Raw genomic sequence first — 24123 nt, 5'->3', positions numbered from 1 at the left:
ACTCCCGCGTGGGAGTCGGGGGCCGACGCGCGTGGGACGGCGGGTCAGGGCAGAACCAGCTCGCTGACCTTGACCGCCATCGGCCCGGCCGGGTCGTAGACGACCCTCACCGGCACCCGGCCCTTGCTCAGCCGCTGGTAGAGGTGGATCGGGTAGCAGTTCTTGGTGCCCATCGCGCGCTTGTCGCTAGTGTCGTACGGGTACCCGGCCGGCGCCTTGCCGCACTTCTTGTTGACCTGGCGGAAGACGAGCCCCTCGGTGTAGTCGATCCTGATGGGCCGCCCGCTCTTCCTGGTCAGCTCCCACGCCATGATGTCGCCGTCCCCGACCGAGCCCAGACGGGCCCGGTACGGCGTGACGATCATCGCCGAGTCGCCGGACTTCTTGGCCCAGCCGTACACGGTCTTGAGGGGCGCCTGCCGCGCGGCCGCCGACGCCGGGGCGGCGGCCAGGGACAGCAGGGCGGCGACGGCGCCCGCCGCCGCCAAGGCTGACTTCTTCACTTCATCTCCGATCATGAGCCCGCACCATCGTGACATGTCAGGCTTTGGTCGGAGAGCACGGAGCGATATGAGCAATCCCATGCCAGAACAGAACAACCTTCGCCGTTCCCGCCGGGTCTCACATTGAATGCGCGAACCGCCGGTGCGGTCAGCCCGCGGCATGCCGAGTCGCCGTCGCGTAGGACCGGAACATCTCCACGAACAGCCCGATCAGGGCGATGCCGAGGACGCCGTGGTACCACTCCCAGCCCACGCCGATGCCGACGAACCCGTCCACGATCATGATCACTGCGCCGCCTCCGACCGCCAGCAGCATCCCGGCCAGCACGAGCAGCATCAACGTTCTCGGCACCGTGCGTCCCGGTGGCGTGACGGTGGCGAGGGCGACGCACGCGCCCACCATGCCGGAGGCGGTCGCGAGCCACTGTGCGACGGCCGCGTCCATGAAGTAACTCTGCGCCTCGGCGGCCGACACGGGCGGGCCGCCCGGAAAGCCGAGCCGGGCCTGCAGGGCGAAGGCGGCCTTCCCCGCCGCGTAGCCGAGGAACAACACCGCCAGCGTGTAGGCCGGCCAGCGCCGGGGGTGAGCGGAATCAAGCATGGCTCGACCGTAGACACGGCCTGCCGGACGTCCCTCCCCCATAGGAGGGAGATGCCTCCCCTTGCGGGGGTGCCGTCACCTGGCACCGGCGGCCGTACGCGACCGCACCCGTCACCGGCGCGCGGTCACACGTCCCAGGCGACCGGGAGGCTCTTCACCCCGTAGATGTCCGCGGTCTCCGGGCGCAGCCCCACCTCTTCGGCCGGGACGGCCAGGCGCAGCGTGGGGAAACGGTTGAGCAGCGCGGGGAAGGCGACCCGCATCTCGACGCGGGCCAGTTGCTGGCCCAGGCACTGGTGGATGCCGTGGCCGAAGGCCAGGTGCCCGCCGTCCTGCCTCTGGAGGTCGAGTACGTGGGGGTCGGCGAAGCGCTCGGGGTCGCGGTTGGCGGTGTTGTACGACACGATGACCGTCGTGCCGGCCTCGACGGTCTGGCCGCCCAGCTCGACGTCCTCCAGCGCCGTCCTCATGAACGTCTTGGCGACGGACAGATACCGGAGCAGCTCCTCCACGGCCCGGTCGGTGAGCGCGGGATCGGCGCGCAACGCGGCCAGCTGCGCCGGGTTGCGCAGCAGCGCGAAGGTGCCCAGCGCCAGCATGTTCGCGGTGGTGTCGAATCCGGCCGCCAGCAGGATCAGGCTGATCCCCCTCAGCTCCTCATCGGTCAGGTCGCTGTCGGTGAGGTCGCTGAGCACGTCGTCGGTGGGGTTCGCGCGCTTGGCGGCCACCAGCTCCGCGAGGTAGTGCTGGGTCGCGGTGTAGGCCGCGATCTGCTCCTCTTCGCTTCCCTCCCCGCCGAGGAACGAGTCGATCTGGTCCTGGAAGGAGCCCCGGTCCTCGTACGGCACCCCCAGCAGCTCGCAGATCACGATGACGGGGATGGGCTTGGCGAACGCGGTCACCAGGTCCACCGGCGGCCCGGCCTTCTCCATGGCGTCCAGGTGGTCGGCGGTGATCTGCTCGACGCGCTCGGTGAGCTGTCGCATCCGCCGTACGGTGAACCTGCCGACCAGCGGCTTGCGGTAGCGGCTGTGCTGTGGCTCGTCCATGAGGAGGAACTCGCCGGGCGGCGCCGGGGGGACCTCGATGTCGCCGTAGTCGATCAGCGGGTGGTGGCGCATGAGCTCCTTGCGTGAGCTGAACCGCGAGTCGGCCAGGACCGACCTGACCAGGTCGTATCCGGTGATCAGCCAGCCCTGGTGCCCATCGGGGAAGGGGTAGCGGCTGATCGGGCCGTGCCGGCGGGCGTCGACCAGCTCCGCCGGCGGGTCGAAGGGGCAGCCGGGCTGGCGCGCCGTCGGCAGGGTCGTGACGGTGTGGAGGGACTCACCCATCGCCATTCCTCATCTCGCGATAGTACGTGTTCGGTGCACATCGAAAGCTACGTTGCGTTCAGGATGTCGTCAATCGCCCGAATGGAATTTGCCGAGGTAGACGGCGATAAATTGATGCAATGACGCTGAAGGCAAACGCAATGGGGCGTTGCAATGAATGGCGGCGAAGGCAATACTTGCGGCATGCCAGGAGGACGGTTGACCCAGCGGGACCGCCAGCGCATCGCGGCCGGACTCGCCGACGGGCTCTCCTACGCCGAGATCGCCAGGCGGCTCGACCGGCCGACCTCGACGATCAGCCGGGAGGTCGCACGCAACGGCGGCCCCGGAGGCTACCTGCCCCAGCAGGCGCACCAGGCGACGGTCCTGCGCTCGCGGCGCGGCACACCCGCGCCCCCGCAGGCGGCCGCACCGCCGGGAGGAACGTTGGAAGAGGAGATCATCGAGATGGCGGTCAGGACGGGGCTGCCGAGGATGACCGCGCGCGTGCACCTCGACCTGCTGCTGTCCGAGGACGGCAGACGCACCGCGGCCGAGCTGACCCGCCGGCTGAAGGTCAGCCCGGCCTCCGTCTCCGTGGCCGTGAACTACCTGGTCCAGCAGGGGTATGTCCGGCGCGAGCGCGATCCGCGGCGGCGTCGCGACCTCTACGTGGTCGACAACGACGCCTGGTACCACTCGATGGCGGTCAGCACGCGGCAGACGCTCGAGGCGGCGCGGGCCGCGATGGCGGCGGCGGAGGCGTTCGGGCTCGACCGGCCCGTGGGGCAGCGGCTGGCCAAGGGAGGAGCGTACCTGGAGCGGGTCAGCCTCGACATGATGGACTCGGCCGACCGGTGGCGCGCCCTTCTGGCGTGACCGACGAAGATCGCCCCATCCTGGATGTCAACCAATCCTTGACATGACCGCGAGGTCAATGAATCGTTGACATCATGAGTCGTCCCGCCTTCCGCGCCCCCTCCTCCGGGCTCCTGGCCATCTCCATCCTGCTGCCGCTGCTGGGCATCCTGCTCGTGGCGCAGGCCGCGCTCGACAGCCTGGCGCCGTTCCTGCTCTTCCTCGTCGCCGGGCTCGCGGTCTTCGTCGCCGGCGTGGTGACGGCGGTGTCCGCGACGCGTGGCGCGGCCATGTCCGGCGCCGACGCCGCCCGCCTCGAGGAACTCGAGCCGCTCCCTCCCGCCGACGAGGAGGGGGACCGGCGGTGAGCGAGTGCGGCGGCCGCCGCGCGAACCGCTGTACTGCCCGCGGACGTCGGTGACAGGCGAGGCGAGCGATCCGGACGACGTCTTCGCGAGCGATCCGGTCGGCGGCTCACTGCCGCAGTCGGCCTCACCGCGTTAGGATACGACTGTATCCATACAAGGGATGAGGTCACCATGCGCATGCCCGACCGGCCGTCCGCCTTCACCAGCGACTCTGCCCGTGACAAGTACTACGCCGTCTATGACCGGTTGCTCGGCGAGCTGTGGCCGGTGCCGGTGGACGCCATCGACGTGGAGACCCGCGCCGGCATTGTGCGGATCCACCGGGCCGGGCCCGCCGAGGGGGATCCCGTGGTGCTCCTGGCCGGTGCCGGCGGGAACGCGTTGGCCTGGTACCGCTACATCGAGCCGCTGGCACGCACGCGCCCGGTCCTCGCCGTCGACCCTCTCGGCGAGCCAGGCCGCTCGGTTCAGAGGCGACCGCTCACAACCGGCGCCGAGGTCGGTGGCTGGATCACCGACGTACTGGCCGCAGTCGGAGCCGAGCGCGCACACGTGGCGGGTTTCTCCGCCGGCGGCTGGGCCGCAGTGGAACAGCAACTCGGAGGGGGCGGCCGGGTCGCGGCGCTGACGCTGGTGGACCCGGGCGGCTTCGCGCCGTTGCCCAGGCGGTTCATCCGCTGGGCCCTTGCCGGCGCCATCGCCTCCATGCTTCCCCGTACGTTGCGACACCGCATGGCCGGCGTAGTGGGCAACGGGGTGCTGCGTGAGGATGGGCTGGTGGAGCTGATGCGGGCCGGCTGGTCCTTCCGCCGGCGGGTGCCCATCCCGCCCGCCTACACCGACGAGCAGATACGCGAGGTGTCCGTGCCCGTACAGGTGCTGCTGGGCGCCCGCAGCGCGCTGCTCGACGCGCAGGCGCTGGCCGCGCGGCTGGCCGACATCGCGCCGTCCTGGCGCGTGGAGATCGTGCCCGGCACCGGGCATTCGCTGCCCGTCGAAGCTCCGGACCTGGTCGCCGAGCGGATCCTCACCTTTCCCGGCCAGGCGCGGCCCGGAACCGCGACGCCGAAGCACAGCACGAACAACAGGTAGGAAACGGGCATGCCCCGACAGGTGGATCATGATGAGCGGCGGCGCCAGTTGACCGACGCCCTGCTGCGCATCGCCAGCACCCGTGGCCTTCAGGCTGTGTCGATGCGTGAGATCGCCGCCGAGGCCGGGGTCTCGCTGCGCGTCGTCCAGTACTACTTCACGAACAAGCAGGCCCTGCTCGAGTCGGGCCTCACCGAGCTGGGTGCCCGCATGGACCGCCGGGTCAAGCAGCGGGCCGCCGCTACCGCCGGCGAGCTGACACCGCGAGGCGTTTTCGCCGCCGTCCTCGGCGTGATCCTGCCCTCCGACGAGCAGAGCCGCCTGGACTCCATGGCCTGGACCGCCTACTACACCGCCGCCCTCACCGACCCGGCGCTCGCCGCGGTCGGGCTCACCCTGCCCAACGCGCTGGAGAACTTCCTCACCGCACGGCTTGCCGCCGCGCAACAGGCAGGGGACATCGCCCCCGATCGTGACCCGCGCACCGAAGTCGCCGGCCTCCTGGCTCTCGCCAACGGCCTGACCTCCAGTGTTCTCAGCCGACAGCGCAGCCACGAGGCCGCCATCGAGATCATCGACTACCACCTGGACCGCCTGTTCGGGCCGGCGTCCACGCTACGGCCGCCCCCGGGCTGAGCCGGTGGCCCGCGACATCCATTGCCGGGAGGGCACTAGTTCCAGCTAGCTTCCGGTGCTCTGGTAGTGCCGGAGCTGGCGCCGCCAGACCCGGTAGGCGAGGGCGAACAACGCGACGCCGAGCAGCGGGCTCCCGCACGCCACCGGCGCGGGCACGATCAGCTCGCCGGTCCGGTCCAGCAGCACGCTCGCCGGCACGTACGCCACGAAGGCCACGGGCAGCACGAACGTCAGCGCCCAGCGGGCGGCGCCGCCGAAGACGCCCATCGGGTACGAGCCGAACTTGCTGAACAGGTCGTCGGCGAACGCCCGCAACGCCAGCGTGTTCAGCGCGCGCAGCGACAGTGACGCCAGCGCGAGGGAGACCGCCGCCTCCACGAGCGCGCCGCCGACCACGGCGGCGAGACAGAAGAGGATCATGCCGGGGTTCAGCGGCGGCACCGCTATGACCAGCAGGACGACCCCCGCGAGCAGGTCGCCGACCTGGCCGACCCCCAGGCGTTTGGCCATGATCTGGACGAGCGGGTTGAGCGGGCGCAGCAGCACCCGGTCCAGCTCGCCCTCGCGGACCAGCCACTCCAGGCCGATGAGGCTGCTGAACGGCAGCACGTACAGCGCGTGCGCGGTCAGCCGCAGGCCGTACAGGAAGGCGACCTCGCGCAGGCTCCAGCCGCCCATGGACGGGAACGTGTGCATGACGACCCACACGAACGCGAAGCCGCTGCCCTGGTAGACCACCCCGGTGACGACGCCGATCAGCAGGTTCAGCCGGTACTGCAGCGCCCCGCGCGCGGCCGCCCGCTGCAGCCGCCCGTACAGGCGCAGTGTGCGCAGGACCTCAGCCACCCTGGATCACCACCCTGCGGTGGGCCCGCCGCCACACCGCCCACAGCAGCACCGCGAGCGCCGCGATCCAGGCCACCTCGACGGCGACCGCCCGGCCGATCTCCCCGCCCGAGATGTGTCCCACGTAGACCGCCGCCGGGACGTACCCCATGTACTTGAACGGCAGGGCGTCGGCCAGGACGCCGAGCGCCCCGGGGAAGAACGACAGCGGCACCATCGTCCCGGCGAAGAAGTGGCTGACCAGCCGGTACAGCAACGAGATCGCCCCCGTCTCCAGGGTCCAGAACCCGATCACGCAGATGAGCAGCGACATCATCAGCGAGATGACGTAGCCGAGCGCGAGCGTCGCCGCGTAGCCGACCGGATGCGCGGTGGGGGTGATCGTGCCGACCAGCAGGACCACCGGTACGGCCGGGGCGAGCATCAGCAGCCCTCCGGCGGTGTGCCCGGCCTGGAAGGCGGCCATCTGGGGCAGGTAGCCGGTCGGCCGGGACAGGTCGAAGAACACCGTGCCGGTGCGGATCCGGAAATGCGTGATCCTCGGGATGATCGGGCTGGTCGCGAACGCCTGGAGGTTGGCAAGGCTCAGATAGGCGAGCAGCGCCTCCAGGCTGAGGCCCCGGGTCTGCCCCTGGCCGCCGTACAGGGAGGTCCACACCATGCGCAGCAGGAACACCTGCGCGACCAGCGCGAGGACACTCATGATCACGTCGCTGCGGTACGCGAGCTGGAAGCGCAGGCCGATCCGGGCCATCCCGGCCAGTGGGCGGATCATCGCTCGCTCTCGGCGTAGATGCGCTTGATCACGCTCTCCAGGTCGGGCTCATGGATGGACAGGTCGCGGATCGTGTGCTCGGCCGACACCCGCGCGATCAGCTCGGGGATCGAGCTGCCGGCGGCGATCTCGAAGGCGCGGGTCTCGTCGTCGGCCAGCTCCACCACCAGCCGCCGGGGCGGGGCGTAGGCGGTGACGAGGTCGTCGATGCCGCCGTCGAACAGCACCCTCCCCTTGTCGATCAGGATGATGCGCCGGCACAGCGCCTCGACGTCGGCCAGGTCGTGCGTGGTCAGCACGACCGTGGTGCGGCCGATCCTGTTGGTCTCGGCGATGAACTCCCGCACCGCCTGCTTGGCCATGACGTCCAGGCCGACCGTGGGCTCGTCGAGGTAGAGGATCGGCGGGTCGTACAGCATCGCCGCCGCCAGGTCGCCGCGCATCCGCTGGCCGAGGCTGAGCTGGCGGACGGGGGTGTGCAGGAAGTCGTCGAGCCCGAGCAGGTCGCACATGCGGCGCAACGACCCGGTGAAGCGGGCGGCGGGCACGTCGTACAGATCGCCGACCAGGCGCAGCGAGTCGATCAGCGGCAGATCCCACCAGAGCTGGCTGCGCTGGCCGAAGACGACGCCGACGGCTCTGGCGTTGGCCTCCCTGTCGCGCCAGGGCACCCGGCCGCCCACCTCGATCAGGCCGTCCGTGGGGGTGAGGATGCCGGTGAGCATCTTCACCGTGGTGGACTTGCCCGCGCCGTTGGGCCCGAGATAGCCGACGATCTCTCCCTCGGGGATCTCGAAGCTGACGCCGTCCACGGCGGTCCGCTCGTCGTACCGGCGGGTCACGAGGGTGCGCAGGGGGCCGAGAGGGCCGGAAAAGGCGCGCGGGCGGCGGAAGACCTTCGTCAGCGACTCGACCCTGATCATGACGACATCCTTCACGGGAAGCGCATCGCCTGACAACCGTTTTCTTCCGACCGCCGCGCGGCAAGCGCGAGTACGGCATGGCCCCCGGCAAATACCGCCGCCTGGGCTGCCCGCCTTCAGGCCGAACCGGCCTTCGAGGAGGCTGAGTGCAGGAATCAGCGGTAGCGAGCTGTGGCTCCTTCACCCCACTTGTGGTCTGTGATGAGGGCGTCCAGGGCGGCGGGTCCATCGGCCTCGATTGGCAGGGCGTCAGGTTCGTGCGAGGAGTGCCGGGAGTTCGCGCATGTCGTCGAAGACTGTGGTGTTCGGCCCTTCGAGCCATTTCGCTGGTGTGAGTCCGCCGGCGTAGCCGAGAGCGCGCATGCCGGCTGCGCGGGCTGCCTGGATCCCGTATTTGCTGTCCTCGACCACGACGCAGGCCGAGGGATGGACGCCCATCCGCTCGGCGGCGTGCAGGAACAGGTCGGGGGCCGGTTTGCCGTGCGCGACCTCGCCGGCGCTGAAGATGCGGCCTTCGAAGTATGGGTAGATCCCGGTGCGGCCGAGGGTGTGGCGCATCGTCTCGTGGCTGCCGCCAGAGGCGACGCAGCTGGGAAGTGTGAGGGTGTCGAGGACTTCGAGGATGCCGTCGACCGGGGTGAGTTCGGCATCGACGGCCGTGCGGTGCAGTTGCTTGAATCTCTCCTGCCAGAGCGCGGCCCGGCTCGGCCCTACTCGGGCGGTGATCTGTTCTCCGTTGGAGAGGGGCGACCGGCCGATGAACTTTTCGATCACCTCGGCTTCGGTCAGCGGCCAGCCCAGCTCGGCGCCCACGGCGACGTGGAGGCGCACGGCTATGCGTTCGCTGTCGACGAGCACGCCGTCGCAGTCGAAAATGACGAGTTCAATCGGGGTGATCACCCGGAGAGCCTAATCCGAGCCTCAGCCCATCCGGTCGTTCCGTCGGGGGCGCGGCTAGCGGAGGCCGGACTTCATCAGGAAGAACGCACCGATGATCTTCACCAGCGCGATCGTGACGACGACGCAGAACACGATCAGCGCCGGGCGGTGCTCGAAGTGCTTGCCCTCCTTGAGCGGCGGACGCTGGGCGACCCGCTCAGCGATGCGCTCTTCGAGTGGTTTGCGGCGGAACATACCGTCCAGGCTAGTGGGCGTTCCCGCCGGTCTTCCCTCCGGCGTCGCGTCACGGACACCGGCCCGCTCGGCGATCAGGCGTCCTCCGGAGAGATCCGCATCTCCAGGATCTGACCGGGCCACTCGCCGACCCTGAACTCGACGGTCCGGGAGAACCCAACGCTCTCGTAGTACCTGACGAGCCGGCCGTCGTCGCCGGCGTAGCAGTCGACCCGCAGCAGGCCCACACCGCGCCGGGCCGCCTCATCGCGGGCCCAGCCGAGCAGGGCGGAGCCCACGCCCCGGCCGGAGAACCGGCGGTCGATCACCAGGCTCTGCACGTACAGCTCGGGCTCCGGCACCGGAGGCACGTACGGCATGGCGGCGCCCACCACGATGCTGCCGGCCGGCTCGCCGTCGATCTCGGCGATGCGCATGCCGCCCTCCGACGCCCGGCGGGTGACGCTCTCGATCCGGGCCGCGTCGGTGGAGAAGGGCGTGCTGCCCCACTGGCCGGTGCGCCCCTGCTCGGTCAGCCAGGCCACCGCGCTGTCGAACATGCCGAGCACGGCCGCAACGTCGGCCGGGCCGCCCTGCCTGATCTTCATCGTGCGATCCTAACAACGTCCCGGCGAACTCCACGATGTGCCCGACGCCGGACGGAACGGTGACCATCGGTCGAGCCCCGACTCCCGGTTTGATCTTCCGACACGGCGATCCGGACAATGGCGCATGGAGTTCTTCTGCTACCACCGGGACCGGCCCGGCTCGATGACGTTGCGCGACGAGTTGCTGCAAGAGCACTGGGCCTACATGGACCGGTACGCCGCGGAGATGATCGCCCGCGGCCCGACCCTCACCGACGACGGCGACACGGCCACCGGCAGCGTACACATCGTCGACCTGCCCGACCCCGCCGCCGCCCGCGCGTTCGCCTTCGACGAGCCCAACTACCAGGCCGGCGCGTACCGGGACGTGCTGCTGCGCCGGTGGCGCAACATGTTGGGGCGCACCATGTGGGACTTCCCCGGCGGCCGGACCGGCGGCAAGCGGTATCTGGTGCTCGGCCTCGGTCCGGGGCCGGCCGCCGACCTCGCCGTGCCGGCCGACCGGGACGAACTCATCGCGTACGGGCCGCTGCTGTCCGACGACGGCGAGACCTGGCTGGGTACGGCGGTGCTGGTCCGGGCGCCGGACGCGGACGCGGCACGCGCCGTCCTGACCCCCGACCGGTACGCCGACATCGAGGTGCACAACTGGCGGTTCGGCGGACGGTCCTGACATCCTCCCCCTCGTGAACGAGCGGGATTCCACCCGTCACCGGCCGGTCTTCCTGCTTCACCGCCGGCCGCCCGCCCTTCACCGCCGACCGCCGAGGAGGACTCCCCATGACGCCCGGCGGGACCGTCACACGCGGCCGTTCCAGGTCGACCGGTCGAGCGGGGTCGAGCCGCCCGGACTCAGCGGCGTCGTCAGGAACATCGGGATCTGCGACATGAACCGCGGCCGGGTCCCGCGATGCCGCTGGGCCGCGTGCACGAGGAGCGGGTGGCAGATGAAGGCGTCGCCCGGAAGGCCGGTCGCGAGCGCCTCCGGCCGGTGCGCGGTCGCCTCGTCCAGGATCGGCCCCGACTCGAAGAACGGCACCCCCTCCTCGCCGTACGGCTCCAGCACCCGCGCCGTGTCGCGGTGCGAGCCGACGCGGATGCGCGTCGGCGCGTCGTCCGGGCCCACCTCGGAGAACAGGAGCAGGAGCAGGAACGTGTGCGACCACCCGGTCGCGACGCCCCAGGCCCCATCCGGGCCGGGGCGGTTCTGGTCGATGTGCCAGCCGGTGTCGCCGGAGTCCTCCGGGTGGGGGAAACGTACGGGGGTCATCCCGATGAACGGGCGCGGCGCCCAGCCGCCCGGTCCGATGAGCAGGTCGAGCGCGGTCGTCAGACGGTCGCCGCGCGTCACCTCGCCGAGCGCCCCCTCCCCGCTCGGCTCCAGCCACACCACGGGGCGGGTCCACTCCTCGGGACGGTCCGGCGCCAGGCCGAGCCGCTTCCAGAGCAGGGCCTGTGCGCGTTCCCCCGTCTCACGCGGGAACGCCTCCTCGACCTTCAGGAAGCCGTCGGCGGCGAACCGCTCGGCGGCCGCGGCATCGAAGTCACTCATGCTCGGACCCTAGGGGCGTCCGGGCTTCGCGGGCCAGCGGTTTTCCCTCGCCACGGCCCTCCGGCGTCGGGCCGGAGGCGAGACGAGGGGTCCCGTCAGGTGTCGCCGGCTGACGGGGGCTCGGCGAAGGCTCCGACGGACGCGGCGAGGGCGGCGGTTCCGGCCGCGTGGTCGGGCAGGCGCGGGTCGGGCGGCAGGCGGAGAAGCACCAGTTGGTGGTACACCGGCGCGGTCGAGGCGATGAGCAGCCGCCGAGCGTCGGTGCGCGGCGCGAGTTCGCCGCGCCGGATCGCCCGGCTGACGATGATCTCGCACCGGGCGTAGCGGTCCTCCCAGAGCCGCTGTTGGGCACGGTCGGCCTTCTCGGAGCGGAATGACGCGGCGATCAGGGCTGCGACGACCGGCGGCCGCGCGGTCAGGGCCGTCTGGATCTCATGGTTCAGTGCCGCCAGGTCGCCTCTCAGCGAACCGGTGTCCGGGGGTCGCCAGTCGTCCTCGCCCGCGGCGTCGAGGACATCGGCGAGCAGGCCGCCGACGTCCCCCCAACGCCGGTACACCGTCGCGCGATGCACGCCCGCGCGCGCGGCGACCGCGTCCATGGTGAGCCCGTCATAACCGCGCTCGCCGAGCTCGGCGCGGACCGCGTCGAGGACCTGCGTACGAATACGCGCAGTGCGGCCACCGGGGCGGCGCCGGGCCGGCGGCGTCGGCCGGGCGTCCTCAGGTCGTGGTGCTGGAGGGGTCGTCACCGGTCATCCGGTTTGCTCAGTGGACGGTGCCATGGCAGCATCTTAACGCAGCAGTTGTCGCATTAGTGGGTTCACCGATGGTCTTCCGAAGTGTTCGCCCGCCGCGCATGCGACTCCGGCTTCCCCCGCCGAGGCCTGACGTCCTTCCGGCGCGCGGACAGCTTCAGGAAGGAAACGATTCGATGCCACCTGTTCCCGCCGACCCGACCGTGGTGCATCCCATGCCCGAGCAGCCGCGTGTGGTGCTGCTGAAGCCCCTGGTCACCTCGCCCCTGATCGAGGTCGGCGAGTTCTCCTACTACGACGATCCGGATGATCCGACCGCCTTCGAGACCCGCAACGTGCTGTACCACTACGGGCCGGAGAAACTGGTCATCGGGAAGTTCTGCGCGCTGGGCGAGGGCGTGCGGTTCATCATGAACGGCGCCAACCACCGCATGGACGGCCCCTCGACGTTCCCGTTCCCGATCATGGGCGGTTCCTGGGCCGAGCACTTCGACCTCATCACCGGCCTGCCCGGACGGGGCGACACCGTCGTGGGCAACGACGTCTGGCTCGGTTACCGGGCCATGGTGATGCCCGGCGTCCGCATCGGCCACGGAGCGATCGTCGCCTCCGGCTCCGTCGTCGTCGACGACGTCCCCGACTACGGCATCGTGGGCGGCAACCCGGCCCGGCTCATCCGCCGCCGCTACAGCGACGCGGACGTCGACCGCCTCCTCGCTCTGGCCTGGTGGGACTGGCCGCTCCAGCACATCACCGAACACATCCGCACGATCATGTCCGGCAGCCTCGACGACCTGGAGAACGCGGCGGCGGCCGCGCGGTAGAGGCACGTCAGGACCCGCCGCCCGGCAGGGCGGCGGGCCACAGACCCCGCGTGGAGACGGCGCGGTCAGCGGGGGCGGACGACGAAGACGCCCCACCCCAGGTACCGCCTGCCGTACTCCAGATGGGAGCGGCGGGAGCGCTCCAGGAAGGCGCGCACCTCCTCGACCTCCGGGTCCTCGGGGTTGGCCCGCAGCCAGTCGCCGAGCGCCCACCACTGCGGCGCCATGTAGCGGTCCCAGCTGTCGTGGTCGGCGAGCACCATCTCGATCAGCTCCATGCCGGCGGCCTCGAACCGGTCCAGGGTCTCGATGAGCGTCCCGAACGCGTCGGCCTCTACCTGGAGCGCCTCGCACGCCTCCGGCGGCGGAGCCGAGACCCAGTACGGCTCGCCGACGAGCAGCAGGCCCCCGTCGCGCAGGCCGGGCCGCATCAGGGCGAGAGTGCCCGCCAGGCCGCCGCCGATCCACGTCGCCCCGATGCAGGAGACGATGTCGAAGCCGCCCGGCTCGACGGTGTGGGCCCCCGCGTCGCCGCGCTCGAAGCGGACCCGGCCGGTCACGCCCAGCTCGCGGGCCCGCTCCGCGGCGGCGGCGAGGAAGACCTCGCTGATGTCGACGCCGATGCCCTCGGCTCCGTGTTCGGCCGCCCACCGGCACAACATCTCGCCCTTTCCGCAGGCCAGGTCGAGCTGGCGGACGCCTGGGGAGACGCCGCAGATCTCCGCGAGCAGGGCCAGCCTGTCCTCGGTGAGCGGGTTGAGTATCCGGTTGCGAGCCTCGGCGATCTCATGGAAACGCAATGACATGGCGGCCATCCTGAGCCCTGCCGTACCGTCCCGGCCACGGGTTTTCCACGCACGCGAGGCGCGGCGGGTCCGGGCCCGGGTCGAAGACGGCGAGACCCGCGCGTACCGGGCCGCCGCCGCGCCCCGTTCAGGCGGAGGACCGCCGTCCCCGGGACGACGGCCCTCGATCGCATACGGCTACCACCTCCAGTGCCGGTGCTGGTGCCAGCCCCAGTCCCAGTTGCGGTGGTGGTGCCAGCCCCAGTTCCAGTTGCGGTGGTGGTGGCGGTGCCAGCCCCAGTTCCAGTGACGGTGCCAGTGGCAACGACGGTGCCAGCAGGGTCCCCAGTTCGTGGCCGACGTCGTCGTCACCGTGCTGGACGCGGGCGCCGCCGCCGTGCTGGTGGCGACCGTCGCCGCGCCCGCCGGATGCGCGGGCATCGTCAGCGGGGCGACGAGAGCGGAGCCCGCCATCACCCCTGCCGCGAGAGCGTGCTTCAGCATGAGCGATCACTCCGTGTCGTGATGGTCTCGATTGCCAGACGGCGCTGGCTACGGAGCGTCGAATCGGTCCCGTGCGGGACGCCGAAACGGCGTGCTCATCACTTTCACGCTAGGCACCTGGGTCCGGAAGCGGTACCCCAGGGCAGGCAAAGGCCCCGTCGAGGCCGATCGCCCTCCGCCGGGCCGCCCGCGCCTCCCGTTCAGGCGAGCGTGAGCTGGCGGGCGGGGGAGCGGCGCCGCCGCCACCGGCGGTCGTCCCGGCCGATGCCGTACGCGTCGGCCAGGCTCCGCACCTGGGCGGCGATCCTCGCCCGGTAGCCCGCCTCCGCGACGGAGCCCCTGCCGTACAGGGCCTGGTAGCGCGGCAGCAGGCCCGGGTGTTCGCGCTCCAGCCAGGCCAGGTACCACTCGCGGGTGCCCGGGGGCAGCCGCAGCACGATCGGCGTCACGCTCACGGCGCCGGCCTCCGCCGCCCTGCGCACGGTGGAGCGCAGATGATCGGGGGAGTCGGTGATCAGGGGGAGCACCGGGGCCATCAGCACCCCGCACGGGATGCCCGCGTCGTTGAGCGCGGAGCACACCTCGAGGCGGCGCTGCGGGGTCGCGGCCCCCGGCTCCACCGCACGGCGCACCCGGTCGTCGACGAAGCCGACCGGAACGGCCGCGCGCACCGGGGCGACCGCCGCCGCCTGTCGCAGCAGGTCGAGGTCGCGCAGGACGAGCGGGCTCCCGGTCATCAGCGTGAACGGGTTTCCCGCGTCGGCGAGCGCCCGCAGGATGGACGGCATCAGCCGGTAGATCTCCTCCACCGGCTGGTAGCAGTCCCCGGTCGCGCCGAGCACGACGGGCGCGCCCTCCCACCTCGGCGACGCCAGCTCGCGCCGCAGCCGGTCGGCCAGCCCGGTCCGTACGACGACGGTGGAGGCCGCCCCGGCTCCCGCTCCACGGGCGCGGTCGCGACGGGCCGCGCAGTGCGCGCAGGCGCCCTCGCACCCCCGGTATGGGCTCACGCTCCATCGGAAGGGCAGCTCCGCCGCCTCCGGCACCCGTTCGACGGCCGTGCGCGCGCCCACCTCGTGACAGGTGACGCCGTCGAAGGTCCGGGTGACCGCCTGCCCCTCGGTCCGGGCCCGCCCGGCCGCCGGGGGCGCGGTCCCGGCGTCGAGGAGCGACTCCTGCACCGCTCGCATAAGGTTCAGTAGAACACGCATTCGACGGCTTCGCCAGGCGAATCGGCGGCTCCGGCCCCTACCGGCCCGACGCCGTCGCGTGCCGGCGGCGTCGGCCTCGGCCTCGGCCGATGAGGCGGGGCGCGTGACAAGGGATCGTCGAACATTCCGGCTCATTCCCCCGCTACGGGGGCCATGGAGATGTCCCAGAAGTCGGCGTAGCGGCCACCGCGGCGCAGCAGTTCGTCGTGGGTGCCCTCCTCCACGATCCGGCCGCCGTCCAGGAAGACGACACGATCGGCGCGCCGGACGGTCCGCATACGGTGCGCCACCATCACCACCGTCCGCCCCGCCATCAGGCGCTCGATGCCCTCGTGGACGGCCGCCTCGTTCACCGGGTCGAGTGCGGAGGTCACCTCGTCCAGCAGCACGATGGGCGCGTTCTTCAGCAGCGCCCGCGCGATCGAGACGCGCTGGCGTTCACCACCCGACAGCAGGGCGCCGCCCTCGCCGACGTTCGTCGCCCATCCGCCGGGCAGCCGCTCGATCACCTCGTCCAGCCGCGCCGCGGCCGCCGCCGCCCGCACGTCGGCCTGGTCGGCGTCGGGACGGCCGAGACGCACGTTCTCCTCGATCGTGCCGTCGAAGAGATAGACGTCCTGGAAGACGACGGCGATCCGCGCCGTCAACACCCGGGTGTCGATCGAGCGCACGTCCACGCCTCCCACGCGCACCGCTCCCGCGTCCACGTCGTAGAACCGCGCGAGCAACTGCAACAGGGTGCTCTTGCCCGCACCCGAGGGCCCGACGACGGCGAGCCGCCGTCCCTCGGGCACGGACAACGACACGTCGTCGAAGACCGTACGCTCGCCATGCCGGAAGGTGACGGACGCCAACTCCAGGTCATGGCGCACCGGCAGGATCGGGTCGGGAGCCTCCGGCAGCGGCTCGGTGCGCAAGACCGTGTCGAGCCTGTCCAGCTCCGCCCGCGCGCCGCGCAGTTTGCCGCCGATGTCCGTCAGCGACAGCAGCGGATCGGCGCAGCGGGCGGCGAGCACCAGGATCGTCAGAATCTCCGCCGCGCCGATGTTCCCGCCGAGCGCGAGGTGGGCGCCCGACACCAGCACCACGGTGAACATCGCCTGCACCGCGAGCGTCAGGCCCACCGCGCCGGGCAGCGTCGCCAGCACGGTGCGGCGGGAGGCGCGCTGGACCTCCCGCAGCGCGTCGTCGAGCGCCTGGAAACGTTCGACGGTCCGGCCGCCGGCGCGCAGCACCGGCTGGGCCTGGAGATATTCGATGACGCGCCCGGTGGCCTCCTTGTCGCGTTCGTGGCGCTCGGCGTCGGCGGCGGCCGTCGAGCGTGCCGTCCAGGCATGGATCGCGGCCACGACGGGTGCGGCGATCAGCGCGGCCAGCCCCAGCCGCCAATCGAAGGCGATCATCACGGCCACGATCGTCAGGGGAGTCACCAGGACGGAGATGAACGGCGCCAGCAGGTGCGCCGCCACCCCCATCGCCCGCAGGACGCCGCGGCTCGCCATGACGGACACCTCGCCGACCCGGTCGGCGTTGTACCAGCCGATGGGCAGCCGGGCCAGATGCTCACCGAGCCGGTGATACATGCCACGCAACATCGTGGTCCCGACCCGCATGCCGGACAAATCGCTGATGTAGCGCAGCACGGCGTAGACCGCGACCGCGGCCCCGAACGCGACCAGCCACGGCACGGCGTCTGCGGGCGTGCTCCCCAGCAGTGCCCGCAACACCGGAACCAGCAGCGCGTAGGACGCCCCCTCGGCCACCGCGGTGATCGTCATCAGCGCCACGGTGCGGCGCATCACCCGGGCGTACTCGTCTCCCAGCACGCGCAGCAGCAGTCGGATCATCGAGGTTCGTCTCCTTGCGGTACGCCACCACGGGTTTCGGTCCCGCCGGCGGTCGCCGACCGGTGCGACCGCCAGAACTCCGCGAACTTCCCGCCTCGCGCCAGCAGCTCGGCGGGACTGCCGCGCTCCACGATCGACCCGTCGTCCAGCACCACGACGATGTCGGCGTCGGCGACCGTCTCCAGCCGGTGGGCGATGACCAGAATCGTGCGGTCGCCCTCCAGCGTCGTCAGGGCCCGGCGCACCGCCTGCTCGGTCTGCGGGTCGGCGAAGGAGGTCGCCTCGTCGAGCACCAGAACGGGCGCGTCGGCCAGCAGCGCGCGTGCGATCGAGATCCGCTGAGCCTCGCCACCGGACAGCCGGGCGTCTTCACCGATCACCGTCTCGTACCCGAGCGGCAACTCGAGGATTCGATCGTGGATTCCGGCCAGCCGGGCGGCGCGGATCACCTCGTCGCGGCCGGCCCGCGGCACCGCCAGCGCGATATTGTCCGCGACCGACGCGCGCAGCAGGCGAACGTCCTGGAAGACGAAGGACACCAGCCGGTAGAGCTCCCGGCTGTCGATCTCGCGCAGATCGACGCCGCCCAGCACGACCGAACCGTGGGTCGGGTCGAAGAACCGCGGCAAGAGCTGGACCAGCGTGGACTTCCCGCTTCCCGACGGCCCGACGACCGCGGTGACCGTCCCCGGCTCGAGCACCAGGTCGATCCCTCGCAGCACCTCGCGATCGGTGTCGTAGCCGAATCGGACATCACGCAGTTCCACCCGGTGCCCCTGCGGCGCGACCGGGTGCGCGGGCTCCGGCAGCGGACGCACCGCGAGCACGTCCCTGATCCGGCCGACCGCGCGACCGGCCGCCTGCAGATCGTCGAAGCCATGGCCGAGGGCCGCCACCGGAGCGGTCAGGCCCAGTCCGAGCAGCAGGAAGGGCAGCAGGTCGGCCGGGGCCATGGAACCGGCCGTGATCAGAGCCGTGCCGCCGATCAGCACGACCAGCAGCACGAACGGCGGCGAGAGCGCCAGCTGCATCCCGGCGGCGACCACGGACATGCCGCGCACCCACCGGAGGAAGACGCCGACGAAGTCGTCCGCGGCCGACAGGAACGTGCGGTGGGCGCGCTGGGACCCGCCGAACGCCTTGACCACCGCGATCCCCTGCACGAACTCGACGACGGAGCTCGCGATCCGTCCCATGGCCGCGTCGAACTCCTCCTGCTCACGCAGCCGGGTCGGGGTCATCATCAGGGGGACCAGCGCTATCGCCAGCACCACCGGGCTCAGCGTGATCAGCGTGAGCCGCCAGTCGACGGTGAACAAGTAGACCAGCGACACCAGCGGCACCACGAACGCGGAGACGAGCTCGCCGGGGGTGTGGGCGATGACCGGGTGCAGGGCGCTCACGTCCTCGCCCACCACCTTCGCCAGCTCGCCGGTCCTGCGCCGGGAGAACCAGCCGATCGGAACGAGCCCCAGCCGCGCGGCCAGCAGCCGGCGAAACGACAGTTGCACCCGGCCGTCGAGAACATGCCCGATGCCGGACGACGCGGCCGTGAGGAGCAGCCGGACGAACAAGCCGGCCGCACCCGCGATCATGACGGTCCAGACACGACCGTGATCGACCGGGCCGGGCGACAACAACGTACGACCCAGTTCGACGACCGCCAGCAGCGGCGCCAGCCCCGCGAGAGCGCCGACGACCTGCAGGATCACGACGGCCGCGAAACTCCAGGCATGGGGGCGCAGCAGCCGTGCCGCGCTCCGTCCCATACGGGGGTCGGCATCCGGAGGCGGTGCGGGCCGCTCACTCGCGCGGGCGAGGTCGGTGGTGGTCGTCATCCGCCGACCACCGGTCGTCCCGTCGGAACGGTGGCGTGGATCGCGGCGAAGGCCAGGAGGGGGGCGGCGGTCCGCGCCGGGTCCTCCAGCATGGGCGAGTGCCCGACGCCGGGCAGCAACTCGACTCTCGCGCCTAGAACGGCGCGGTAGCCGGCGGTGGAGACCGAGCCGCCGGTGGAATGGCGCACGACGGCGCGCTCGACGCCGAGCCGGTCCAGCGCCTCGGCGACCCGGCGTCCCTGGTCCGGGATCCCGTAGCCGGGGCCGGCCGGTTTGGCCGACCGGCCGTGCCCGAGCAGGTCGATCCGGATGACACGGTGGGATCCGGTCAGCAGCGGAACCAGCGGGTCCCACGAGCGGGCCGAGGAGGCGGACCCGTGGATGAGGAGGAGTGCGGGGGCGTCGCGGGGGCCGTCCTGGCACACGTGGATGTCGCCGTCGTCCAGGGGCAGGGTCGAATCCTGAGTGGCTTCGGCGTCGCGTTCCACGCCGTCGGGAATGGTCATGAGCCCACTGTCGCCGCCGGTGGCCGCCGATGGATTGCACGAATGTTCCCCTCGGCCCGCTCGCCCGGTGAGTGCCGGCGACGCCCGGGCGAGGCCCCCGGATGGGCGCCTCGCACGGGCGGCGCGGCACCGTCCGGGCGCGCGCAGCGGGAAATACGCGATCTAGCATGGGAACCGTGCACGAACGTGACGGTCTGGCTCTTTGGGACGTCGCACGCCTGTCGCGGCCCAGCCGGGTGGCCGGTGTCACCATGGCCGGGTTTCGTGCCCATGAGACGTCCCCGGTCGCCCTCCGGCTGATCCCGCACCCGGCCGTGACGCTGGCTCTGGTGTTCGGCGCCGGCTCGGTGACCGTGGACGACGCCACCGGGCGGCGGCAGCGGGAAAGTCTCGTCGCCGGGCTCGGGTTCGGAGCGGTCCGGGTGCGGCGCGCGGAGAACTTCGAGTGCGTGCAGGTGCGCCTGTCCCCGGTGGTCGCGCGCGCGGTTCTGGGCGTGTGCCCGGCCGACCTGGACGGCGCCGTGGTGGCCCTGGACGACCTGTGGGGCCGGGAGGCGTCACGGATCGCCGAGCGACTCGCCGACGTCTCCTCCTGGGAGGAGCGCCTCGCGTTGACCGACACGCTGCTCACCCGCCGACGCGAGGCGGGGGCGCCGGTGGACCCGGAGGTGGCCTGGGCCTGGCGCCGGATCGTCGTCAGCCGCGGCCTGGTCCGCGTCGACCGGCTGGCGGCCGAACTCGGATGGAGCCGTAAACGCCTGTGGTCCCGGTTCCAGTCGCAGATCGGCCTGCCGCCCAAGCGCGCCGCGAAGCTGGTCCGCTTCGACCATGCCGCCCACCGCCTGGTCGCGGGGCAGGACGCGGCCGGAGTCGCGGCCGACGTCGGCTACACCGACCAGTCCCACCTCCATCGGGACGTCGTGGCGTTCACCGGATCGACCCCCGCCACCGTGGCCAACGAGCCGTTCCTGGCGATCGACGACGTCGCATGGCCCGCCCACGGCCACCGCGTCCGGCGCGGCACGGCGGAGCCGGAAGGACCACTCCGGCTCCGCCGCTGACGGTTCCTCGGGACAGCGGCCATACCGGGAGACCTGCCCGTCAAAGACTCTCCACCGCCGCCGGGACGCCGTCGGGCCCGGCCGCGGTCCCCGGGCGCGGGTGCCGTCGCGCCCACCGGACCGCCGGGCCCATCGCCGCGCCCGCCACCAGGAAGAGGCCGCCGAGCAGCAGCCAGCCCGGCGTGCCCCAGCCGACGACCAGCGTCGTCAGCAGCAGCGGGCCGAGCATCCGCGCGACCGACGTTCCGGTGCCGAAGAAGCCCTGGTACTGCCCCTGCCTGTCGGATGGGGCCAGGCCGAAGCCGATCTCCCACGCGCCCGCCGACAACGCCATCTCCCCGAGGACCTGCAGGGCCGCCCCGGCGAGCAGGACGGCCCCGGCCGCCCACGCCGACGTCCCGGCGGACGACAGCGCGAAGACCGCGCACGCGGCGAACATGGCGACGCCGGCGTGCCGTACGAACCGGGCGGCGGTTCGCAGGCCGTTCACCCCGCGGGCGATCCGCACCTGGAACAGCACCACACTCGCCGTGTTGACCACCATCAGCGCCGACACCGTCCAGTGCGGGGCCGCCGTCCGCCCCACGATCCAGAGCGGCAGCACCAGGCTGAGCAGCGGCATGTACAGCAGCATGACCATGTTGAGGAAGGTGACCAGCGCGTACGGCCGGTCCCGGAGCACGGCGAGCATCTCGCCCCGCCGAGGGCCGCCGTCCCGGGCGGCCGGGGCCGAGACGGGAACGGCGGGCAGGCGGCGCAGCACCAGGGCGGCCACGAGGAAGGCCGCCGCGTCCATGGCGAAGACCGCGGTGTACGCCCCGGGGTCGTCGAGGCGCAGGGCCACGCCGCCGAGGGCAGCGCCGACCGCCAGCCCTCCGTTGACGGCGGACTGCAGGTACGCCCGGACCTCGGTGCGCCGTTCCGGCTCCACCAGGCCGGCGAGCAGCGCCTGCCGGGCGGCGGCGAGGCCGCACTGGCAGCTCGCGTACAGGCAGGCCGCCACGGCGAAGGCCCAGGACGAGCCGACGAAAAGGAACGAGCCGACCGCGGCGGCGGTCGCCACCGCCAGCAGGATCGCGACGCCCCGGGCGCCCTTGCGGTCGGCGAGGTGCCCGAGCGGGACGCCCGCGAGGGAGCCCGCGGCCCAGCCGAGGGTCAGCCCGAAGCCGACCTGCGCCGGGGACAACCCCACGATCCGCGTGAAGAACACCGCGGAGCACACATAGAACGCGCCGTCGCCGACCGAGTTGGCGAGCTGCGCGAAGGCGAGGACGCGCGGCGCCCCGGGGGGCGGGAGGAATCGGCGGACCATCGGACGCGGCACCCCGGTCAGCCGACGACCGGCCGGGGACGGGCGCGCTTCAGCTCGGAGAACCCCTCCGTGCCCGCCGTCAGGAGCACGCCGTCCCAGAGCCGCCCGGCCGCCTCGCCTCGCGGGGTCGGCGTCACGACCGGCCCGAAGAACGCGATGACGCGGCCGTCCGGCCCCGGCACGTGGATCGCCGGTGTGCCGAGGTCCTCGCCGACCGGGTCCAGGCCCGCGCGGTGGCTGACCCGCAGCGCCTCGTCGTACTCGGTGGTGTCGGCGGCGTCGGCGAGCTCGGCGGGCAGGCCGACCTCGGCCAGCGCGGCGGTGTACAGGTCGCGGCCGATGGGCGCCTTCTCCAGGTGGATGCGGGTGCCGAGCGCGGTGTAGAGGTCGCGCAGCACCTCTTCGCCGAACTTCCGCTCGGCCGCGACCGCGACCCGCACCGGGCCCCAGGCGTCGCGCAGCCATTCGCGGTACCACTCCTCCAGGTCCTCGCGGCCGTCGTTCAGCAGCGCCAGGCTCATCACGTGGAAGCGCACCCGCACGTCGCGGACCCGCTCGACCTCCAGCAGCCAGCGCGACGCGATCCAGGCCCAGGGGCACTTGGGGTCGAACCACATGTCAGCGATCGTCACGTCGCCTTCTCCTCGTCGCGTATCCGTCATGTTCCGGACCCGGTGTTCCCGATGCGCCCCCGACCGGCCCACAACTACGGTAAAGGCGCGGCTTGGCCCGGTGCGAGAGCCAATTTCCAGCGAACTGGTTGGGCTAAATACGCTGTGGACCATGGACTTCCATGTCAGCCTGGCCGGTCGGGGCGATCTGACCGCCCGCATCTACCGGCAGTTCGTCGACGCGATCCTCGACGGGCGCCTGCGCCCCGGGGAGCGGCTGCCGCCGACCCGCGAGCTGGCCCGGCGGCTGGAGGTGTCCCGCAACACGGTCGCCCTGGCGTACGAGCGGCTGGCCTCCGAGGGCTTCCTGGAAGGCAGGGCGGGAGCGGGCACCTTCGTCACCGGCAAGGCGCTCCCCGGCGGGGCGGCCGGGGGCGGGACGGGGCGGAACGCGAAAGCGGCGACCGGCCGCCCGCGCCGGCGCACGGGGGCGGGCGGCGGCGTGGTGACGCCGCGCCGGCTGTGGCGGGAGCTCCCGGACCCCATCGCCAGGGAGGCCGGGCCCGCCCCCGCGTACGACTTCCGGGTCGGGACGCCCGACCCGCGGCTGTTCCCGCTCGCGACCTGGCGGCGGCTGGTGGCCGGAGAGCTGCGCCTCTCGGTCATCGAGGCCGGCTACGGCGATCCGTCCGGGAACGCCAGGCTGCGCACCGCCATCAGCCGATATTTCGGGATATCGCGGTCAATCCGGGCTGAGCCGGACGACGTGCTCGTCACCCAGGGGGCACAGCAGGCCCTCGACCTCCTCGCCCGGGTGCTGATCGAGCCGGGGGACCACGTGGCCGTCGAGGAGCCGGGCTACCCTCCCGCCCGGCTGCTGTTCCGTTCGCTGGGCGCGCGGGTGACCGGGGTTCCCGTCGACTCCGAGGGGCTGGACGTCGCGGCCATCCCCGCCACCGCCCGCCTGGTCTACGTGACGCCGTCCCACCAGTTCCCGCTGGGCACGCCGATGTCGCTCGAACGCCGCGCCGCGCTGCTCGCCTGGGCGGAACGGCGCGGCGCGACCGTGATCGAGGACGACTACGACAGCGAGTTCCGTTTCGGGGGACGGCCGCTCGAACCGCTGCAGAGCCTGGACCGCGCCGGGCGCGTCGTCTACGTCGGGTCGTTCTCCAAGACCCTGCTGCCGATGCTGCGCGTCGGTTTCCTGGTCGCCCCGCCGTCGCTGCTGCCCGCGCTCCGCAAGGCCAAGCGGCTCGCCGACTGGCACGGCGACCCCGTCACCCAGGCGGCGCTGGCCCGATTCATCGACGAGGGCCTGCTGGGACGGCAGGTCCGCAAGGCCACCCGGGAGTACGCGATCCGCCGCGACCTGATCCTCACCGCACTCAGGCGCGACTTCGCCGGACTGCTCCGGCCGGTGCCGTCGGCGGCGGGCCTGCACCTGTGCGCCAGGCTCGGGGACGCGCGTACGGAAGCGGATCTCGACGAGACGATCGCGCGGGCCAGGGAGGCGGGCGTCGCGGTGGAGAGCCTCGCCGCCTACTGCGGGGAGCCTCCCGCCCAACCGGGGATCGTCCTCGGGTACGGCCGGATCCCGGCCGAGCGCGTGGAGGAGGGCCTGCGCCGCCTGGCCGCCTGCGTCCCGCCAGGGGACGGGCCGGGCTGAGCCGTCGGCGCA

Annotated in this window: 27 protein-coding genes; 8 read left to right on the top strand and 19 right to left on the bottom strand. The window is 72.2% G+C overall.

All coding sequences use genetic code 11. The features are described 5' to 3' along the window. Positions 1-44 precede the first annotated feature (44 nt). The 3 genes from AWQ70_RS03710 to AWQ70_RS03700 all read right to left on the bottom strand — a co-directional run bounded on the left by AWQ70_RS03710 (position 45) and on the right by AWQ70_RS03700 (position 2438). The gene (locus AWQ70_RS03710) at positions 45-503 is read right to left on the bottom strand and encodes a hypothetical protein (protein ID WP_157529867.1); all 459 of its coding nucleotides are present in this window, start codon (positions 501-503) and stop codon (positions 45-47) included. 148 nt (positions 504-651) lie between these two features. Continuing rightward, positions 652-1104 carry a hypothetical protein gene (locus tag AWQ70_RS03705; RefSeq protein WP_067170192.1) on the bottom strand — a complete coding sequence of 151 codons (453 nt, stop codon included), beginning with the start codon at positions 1102-1104 and terminating at the stop codon, positions 652-654. A gap of 125 nt (positions 1105-1229) precedes the next feature. Beyond that, complete coding sequence (locus tag AWQ70_RS03700) at positions 1230-2438, bottom strand: cytochrome P450 (RefSeq protein WP_067170672.1); 1209 nt, start codon at positions 2436-2438, stop codon at positions 1230-1232. 198 nt (positions 2439-2636) lie between these two features. On the opposite strand from AWQ70_RS03700, the gene AWQ70_RS03695 reads away from it, so the two are divergent. From AWQ70_RS03695 to AWQ70_RS03680, 4 genes are all read left to right on the top strand, one after another. Next, the gene (locus AWQ70_RS03695; RefSeq protein WP_084516491.1) at positions 2637-3296 is read left to right on the top strand and encodes a GbsR/MarR family transcriptional regulator; all 660 of its coding nucleotides are present in this window, start codon (positions 2637-2639) and stop codon (positions 3294-3296) included. Between the two features lie 74 nt (positions 3297-3370). After that, complete coding sequence (locus tag AWQ70_RS03690; protein ID WP_067170186.1) at positions 3371-3643, top strand: hypothetical protein; 273 nt, start codon at positions 3371-3373, stop codon at positions 3641-3643. Between the two features lie 171 nt (positions 3644-3814). Further along, the gene (locus tag AWQ70_RS03685) at positions 3815-4735 is read left to right on the top strand and encodes an alpha/beta fold hydrolase (RefSeq protein WP_067170183.1); all 921 of its coding nucleotides are present in this window, start codon (positions 3815-3817) and stop codon (positions 4733-4735) included. A gap of 9 nt (positions 4736-4744) precedes the next feature. Beyond that, positions 4745-5371: a TetR/AcrR family transcriptional regulator gene (locus AWQ70_RS03680; protein ID WP_067170179.1), complete on the top strand. Its 627-nt coding sequence runs from the start codon at positions 4745-4747 to the stop codon at positions 5369-5371. 45 nt (positions 5372-5416) lie between these two features. Here AWQ70_RS03680 and AWQ70_RS03675 read toward each other — a convergent pair whose 3' ends face one another. From AWQ70_RS03675 to AWQ70_RS03650, 6 genes are all read right to left on the bottom strand, one after another. Next, positions 5417-6217: an ABC transporter permease gene (locus AWQ70_RS03675; RefSeq protein WP_218004400.1), complete on the bottom strand. Its 801-nt coding sequence runs from the start codon at positions 6215-6217 to the stop codon at positions 5417-5419. Continuing rightward, positions 6210-6992: an ABC transporter permease gene (locus AWQ70_RS03670; protein WP_067170176.1), complete on the bottom strand. Its 783-nt coding sequence runs from the start codon at positions 6990-6992 to the stop codon at positions 6210-6212. The genes AWQ70_RS03675 and AWQ70_RS03670 overlap by 8 nt, the downstream gene beginning before the upstream one ends. Beyond that, entirely contained in the window at positions 6989-7915 is a 927-nt protein-coding gene (locus AWQ70_RS03665) for an ABC transporter ATP-binding protein (protein WP_067170173.1), read from the bottom strand. The genes AWQ70_RS03670 and AWQ70_RS03665 overlap by 4 nt, the downstream gene beginning before the upstream one ends. Before the next feature lie 249 nt (positions 7916-8164). Then, positions 8165-8815, bottom strand: a complete 651-nt coding sequence (locus AWQ70_RS03660; protein ID WP_067170169.1) for an HAD family hydrolase — start codon at positions 8813-8815, stop codon at positions 8165-8167. Positions 8816-8869: 54 nt separating this feature from the next. Then, on the bottom strand, positions 8870-9049 hold the full coding sequence (locus tag AWQ70_RS03655) for a hypothetical protein (RefSeq protein WP_067170165.1): 180 nt from the start codon (positions 9047-9049) through the stop codon (positions 8870-8872). 74 nt (positions 9050-9123) lie between these two features. Continuing rightward, positions 9124-9636, bottom strand: coding sequence for a GNAT family N-acetyltransferase (locus AWQ70_RS03650; protein WP_067170161.1), 513 nt, complete (start codon positions 9634-9636; stop codon positions 9124-9126). Positions 9637-9760: 124 nt separating this feature from the next. Here AWQ70_RS03650 and AWQ70_RS03645 point away from each other — a divergent pair, with 124 nt between their 5' ends. Further along, entirely contained in the window at positions 9761-10309 is a 549-nt protein-coding gene (locus AWQ70_RS03645) for a YciI family protein (RefSeq protein WP_067170158.1), read from the top strand. Between the two features lie 126 nt (positions 10310-10435). Here AWQ70_RS03645 and AWQ70_RS03640 read toward each other — a convergent pair whose 3' ends face one another. Beyond that, positions 10436-11188 (bottom strand): phytanoyl-CoA dioxygenase family protein, encoded by a 753-nt coding sequence (locus AWQ70_RS03640; protein ID WP_067170155.1) that lies wholly within the window; start codon positions 11186-11188, stop codon positions 10436-10438. 95 nt (positions 11189-11283) lie between these two features. Beyond that, complete coding sequence (locus tag AWQ70_RS03635) at positions 11284-11937, bottom strand: TetR/AcrR family transcriptional regulator (RefSeq protein ID WP_067170152.1); 654 nt, start codon at positions 11935-11937, stop codon at positions 11284-11286. A 182-nt stretch (positions 11938-12119) separates the two neighbouring features. Between AWQ70_RS03635 and AWQ70_RS03630 the strand changes: the two genes are divergently transcribed. Continuing rightward, positions 12120-12767, top strand: coding sequence for a CatB-related O-acetyltransferase (locus AWQ70_RS03630; protein WP_084516490.1), 648 nt, complete (start codon positions 12120-12122; stop codon positions 12765-12767). Between the two features lie 65 nt (positions 12768-12832). Here the strand turns inward: AWQ70_RS03630 and AWQ70_RS03625 are convergent, their stop codons facing one another. From AWQ70_RS03625 to AWQ70_RS03605, 6 genes are all read right to left on the bottom strand, one after another. Then, positions 12833-13573 carry an SAM-dependent methyltransferase gene (locus AWQ70_RS03625; protein WP_245646703.1) on the bottom strand — a complete coding sequence of 247 codons (741 nt, stop codon included), beginning with the start codon at positions 13571-13573 and terminating at the stop codon, positions 12833-12835. A 177-nt stretch (positions 13574-13750) separates the two neighbouring features. Further along, positions 13751-14056, bottom strand: a complete 306-nt coding sequence (locus tag AWQ70_RS38535) for a hypothetical protein (RefSeq protein WP_157529866.1) — start codon at positions 14054-14056, stop codon at positions 13751-13753. Between the two features lie 200 nt (positions 14057-14256). Next, a complete protein-coding gene (locus AWQ70_RS03620; protein WP_245646702.1) occupies positions 14257-15246 on the bottom strand; it encodes a radical SAM protein in 990 nt (329 codons plus the stop codon). A 152-nt stretch (positions 15247-15398) separates the two neighbouring features. Further along, the gene (locus AWQ70_RS03615) at positions 15399-17114 is read right to left on the bottom strand and encodes an ABC transporter ATP-binding protein (protein WP_067170147.1); all 1716 of its coding nucleotides are present in this window, start codon (positions 17112-17114) and stop codon (positions 15399-15401) included. Then, complete coding sequence (locus AWQ70_RS03610) at positions 17111-18952, bottom strand: ABC transporter ATP-binding protein (RefSeq protein WP_067170144.1); 1842 nt, start codon at positions 18950-18952, stop codon at positions 17111-17113. Before AWQ70_RS03610 ends, AWQ70_RS03615 begins: the two co-directional genes overlap by 4 nt. Then, positions 18949-19458 (bottom strand): alpha/beta fold hydrolase, encoded by a 510-nt coding sequence (locus AWQ70_RS03605; protein WP_067170141.1) that lies wholly within the window; start codon positions 19456-19458, stop codon positions 18949-18951. The genes AWQ70_RS03610 and AWQ70_RS03605 overlap by 4 nt, the downstream gene beginning before the upstream one ends. A 167-nt stretch (positions 19459-19625) precedes the next feature. Between AWQ70_RS03605 and AWQ70_RS03600 the strand changes: the two genes are divergently transcribed. Continuing rightward, entirely contained in the window at positions 19626-20519 is an 894-nt protein-coding gene (locus AWQ70_RS03600) for an AraC family transcriptional regulator (protein ID WP_067170138.1), read from the top strand. A 40-nt stretch (positions 20520-20559) separates the two neighbouring features. On the opposite strand, the gene AWQ70_RS03595 is transcribed toward AWQ70_RS03600, so the two are convergent. Together AWQ70_RS03595 and AWQ70_RS03590 are read right to left on the bottom strand one after the other, a co-directional pair. Beyond that, complete coding sequence (locus AWQ70_RS03595; RefSeq protein ID WP_067170135.1) at positions 20560-21831, bottom strand: MFS transporter; 1272 nt, start codon at positions 21829-21831, stop codon at positions 20560-20562. Between the two features lie 17 nt (positions 21832-21848). Beyond that, positions 21849-22493 carry a mycothiol-dependent nitroreductase Rv2466c family protein gene (locus tag AWQ70_RS03590; protein WP_067170132.1) on the bottom strand — a complete coding sequence of 215 codons (645 nt, stop codon included), beginning with the start codon at positions 22491-22493 and terminating at the stop codon, positions 21849-21851. Positions 22494-22614: 121 nt separating this feature from the next. Between AWQ70_RS03590 and pdxR the strand changes: the two genes are divergently transcribed. Continuing rightward, positions 22615-24111 (top strand): MocR-like pyridoxine biosynthesis transcription factor PdxR, encoded by a 1497-nt coding sequence (gene pdxR, locus AWQ70_RS03585; protein ID WP_067170129.1) that lies wholly within the window; start codon positions 22615-22617, stop codon positions 24109-24111. Positions 24112-24123 lie beyond the last annotated feature (12 nt).

The organism is Microtetraspora niveoalba, assembly GCF_001570405.1.
Lineage (GTDB): Bacteria > Actinomycetota > Actinomycetes > Streptosporangiales > Streptosporangiaceae > Microtetraspora > Microtetraspora niveoalba.
Note: the sequence above shows the minus strand (reverse complement) of the source record. Positions and strands in the feature narration are given on the sequence as shown.

What these genes read in the sequence shown, in the direction of transcription:
- AWQ70_RS03690 (WP_067170186.1), top strand. Translation starts at nt 3,371, where the DNA reads ATGAGTCGTCCCGCCTTCCGCGCCCCCTCCTCCGGGCTCCTGGCCATC.
- AWQ70_RS03655 (WP_067170165.1), bottom strand. Translation starts at nt 9,049, where the DNA reads ATGTTCCGCCGCAAACCACTCGAAGAGCGCATCGCTGAGCGGGTCGCC.
- AWQ70_RS03605 (WP_067170141.1), bottom strand. Translation starts at nt 19,458, where the DNA reads ATGACCATTCCCGACGGCGTGGAACGCGACGCCGAAGCCACTCAGGAT.
- AWQ70_RS03620 (WP_245646702.1), bottom strand. Translation starts at nt 15,246, where the DNA reads ATGCGAGCGGTGCAGGAGTCGCTCCTCGACGCCGGGACCGCGCCCCCG.
- AWQ70_RS03680 (WP_067170179.1), top strand. Translation starts at nt 4,745, where the DNA reads ATGCCCCGACAGGTGGATCATGATGAGCGGCGGCGCCAGTTGACCGAC.
- AWQ70_RS38535 (WP_157529866.1), bottom strand. Translation starts at nt 14,056, where the DNA reads ATGCTGAAGCACGCTCTCGCGGCAGGGGTGATGGCGGGCTCCGCTCTC.
- AWQ70_RS03705 (WP_067170192.1), bottom strand. Translation starts at nt 1,104, where the DNA reads ATGCTTGATTCCGCTCACCCCCGGCGCTGGCCGGCCTACACGCTGGCG.
- AWQ70_RS03625 (WP_245646703.1), bottom strand. Translation starts at nt 13,573, where the DNA reads ATGTCATTGCGTTTCCATGAGATCGCCGAGGCTCGCAACCGGATACTC.
- pdxR (WP_067170129.1), top strand. Translation starts at nt 22,615, where the DNA reads ATGGACTTCCATGTCAGCCTGGCCGGTCGGGGCGATCTGACCGCCCGC.
- AWQ70_RS03590 (WP_067170132.1), bottom strand. Translation starts at nt 22,493, where the DNA reads ATGACGGATACGCGACGAGGAGAAGGCGACGTGACGATCGCTGACATG.
- AWQ70_RS03685 (WP_067170183.1), top strand. Translation starts at nt 3,815, where the DNA reads ATGCGCATGCCCGACCGGCCGTCCGCCTTCACCAGCGACTCTGCCCGT.
- AWQ70_RS03670 (WP_067170176.1), bottom strand. Translation starts at nt 6,992, where the DNA reads ATGATCCGCCCACTGGCCGGGATGGCCCGGATCGGCCTGCGCTTCCAG.
- AWQ70_RS03610 (WP_067170144.1), bottom strand. Translation starts at nt 18,952, where the DNA reads ATGACGACCACCACCGACCTCGCCCGCGCGAGTGAGCGGCCCGCACCG.
- AWQ70_RS03595 (WP_067170135.1), bottom strand. Translation starts at nt 21,831, where the DNA reads ATGGTCCGCCGATTCCTCCCGCCCCCCGGGGCGCCGCGCGTCCTCGCC.
- AWQ70_RS03700 (WP_067170672.1), bottom strand. Translation starts at nt 2,438, where the DNA reads ATGGGTGAGTCCCTCCACACCGTCACGACCCTGCCGACGGCGCGCCAG.
- AWQ70_RS03630 (WP_084516490.1), top strand. Translation starts at nt 12,120, where the DNA reads ATGCCACCTGTTCCCGCCGACCCGACCGTGGTGCATCCCATGCCCGAG.
- AWQ70_RS03665 (WP_067170173.1), bottom strand. Translation starts at nt 7,915, where the DNA reads ATGATCAGGGTCGAGTCGCTGACGAAGGTCTTCCGCCGCCCGCGCGCC.
- AWQ70_RS03615 (WP_067170147.1), bottom strand. Translation starts at nt 17,114, where the DNA reads ATGATCCGACTGCTGCTGCGCGTGCTGGGAGACGAGTACGCCCGGGTG.
- AWQ70_RS03650 (WP_067170161.1), bottom strand. Translation starts at nt 9,636, where the DNA reads ATGAAGATCAGGCAGGGCGGCCCGGCCGACGTTGCGGCCGTGCTCGGC.
- AWQ70_RS03640 (WP_067170155.1), bottom strand. Translation starts at nt 11,188, where the DNA reads ATGAGTGACTTCGATGCCGCGGCCGCCGAGCGGTTCGCCGCCGACGGC.
- AWQ70_RS03645 (WP_067170158.1), top strand. Translation starts at nt 9,761, where the DNA reads ATGGAGTTCTTCTGCTACCACCGGGACCGGCCCGGCTCGATGACGTTG.
- AWQ70_RS03600 (WP_067170138.1), top strand. Translation starts at nt 19,626, where the DNA reads ATGGGAACCGTGCACGAACGTGACGGTCTGGCTCTTTGGGACGTCGCA.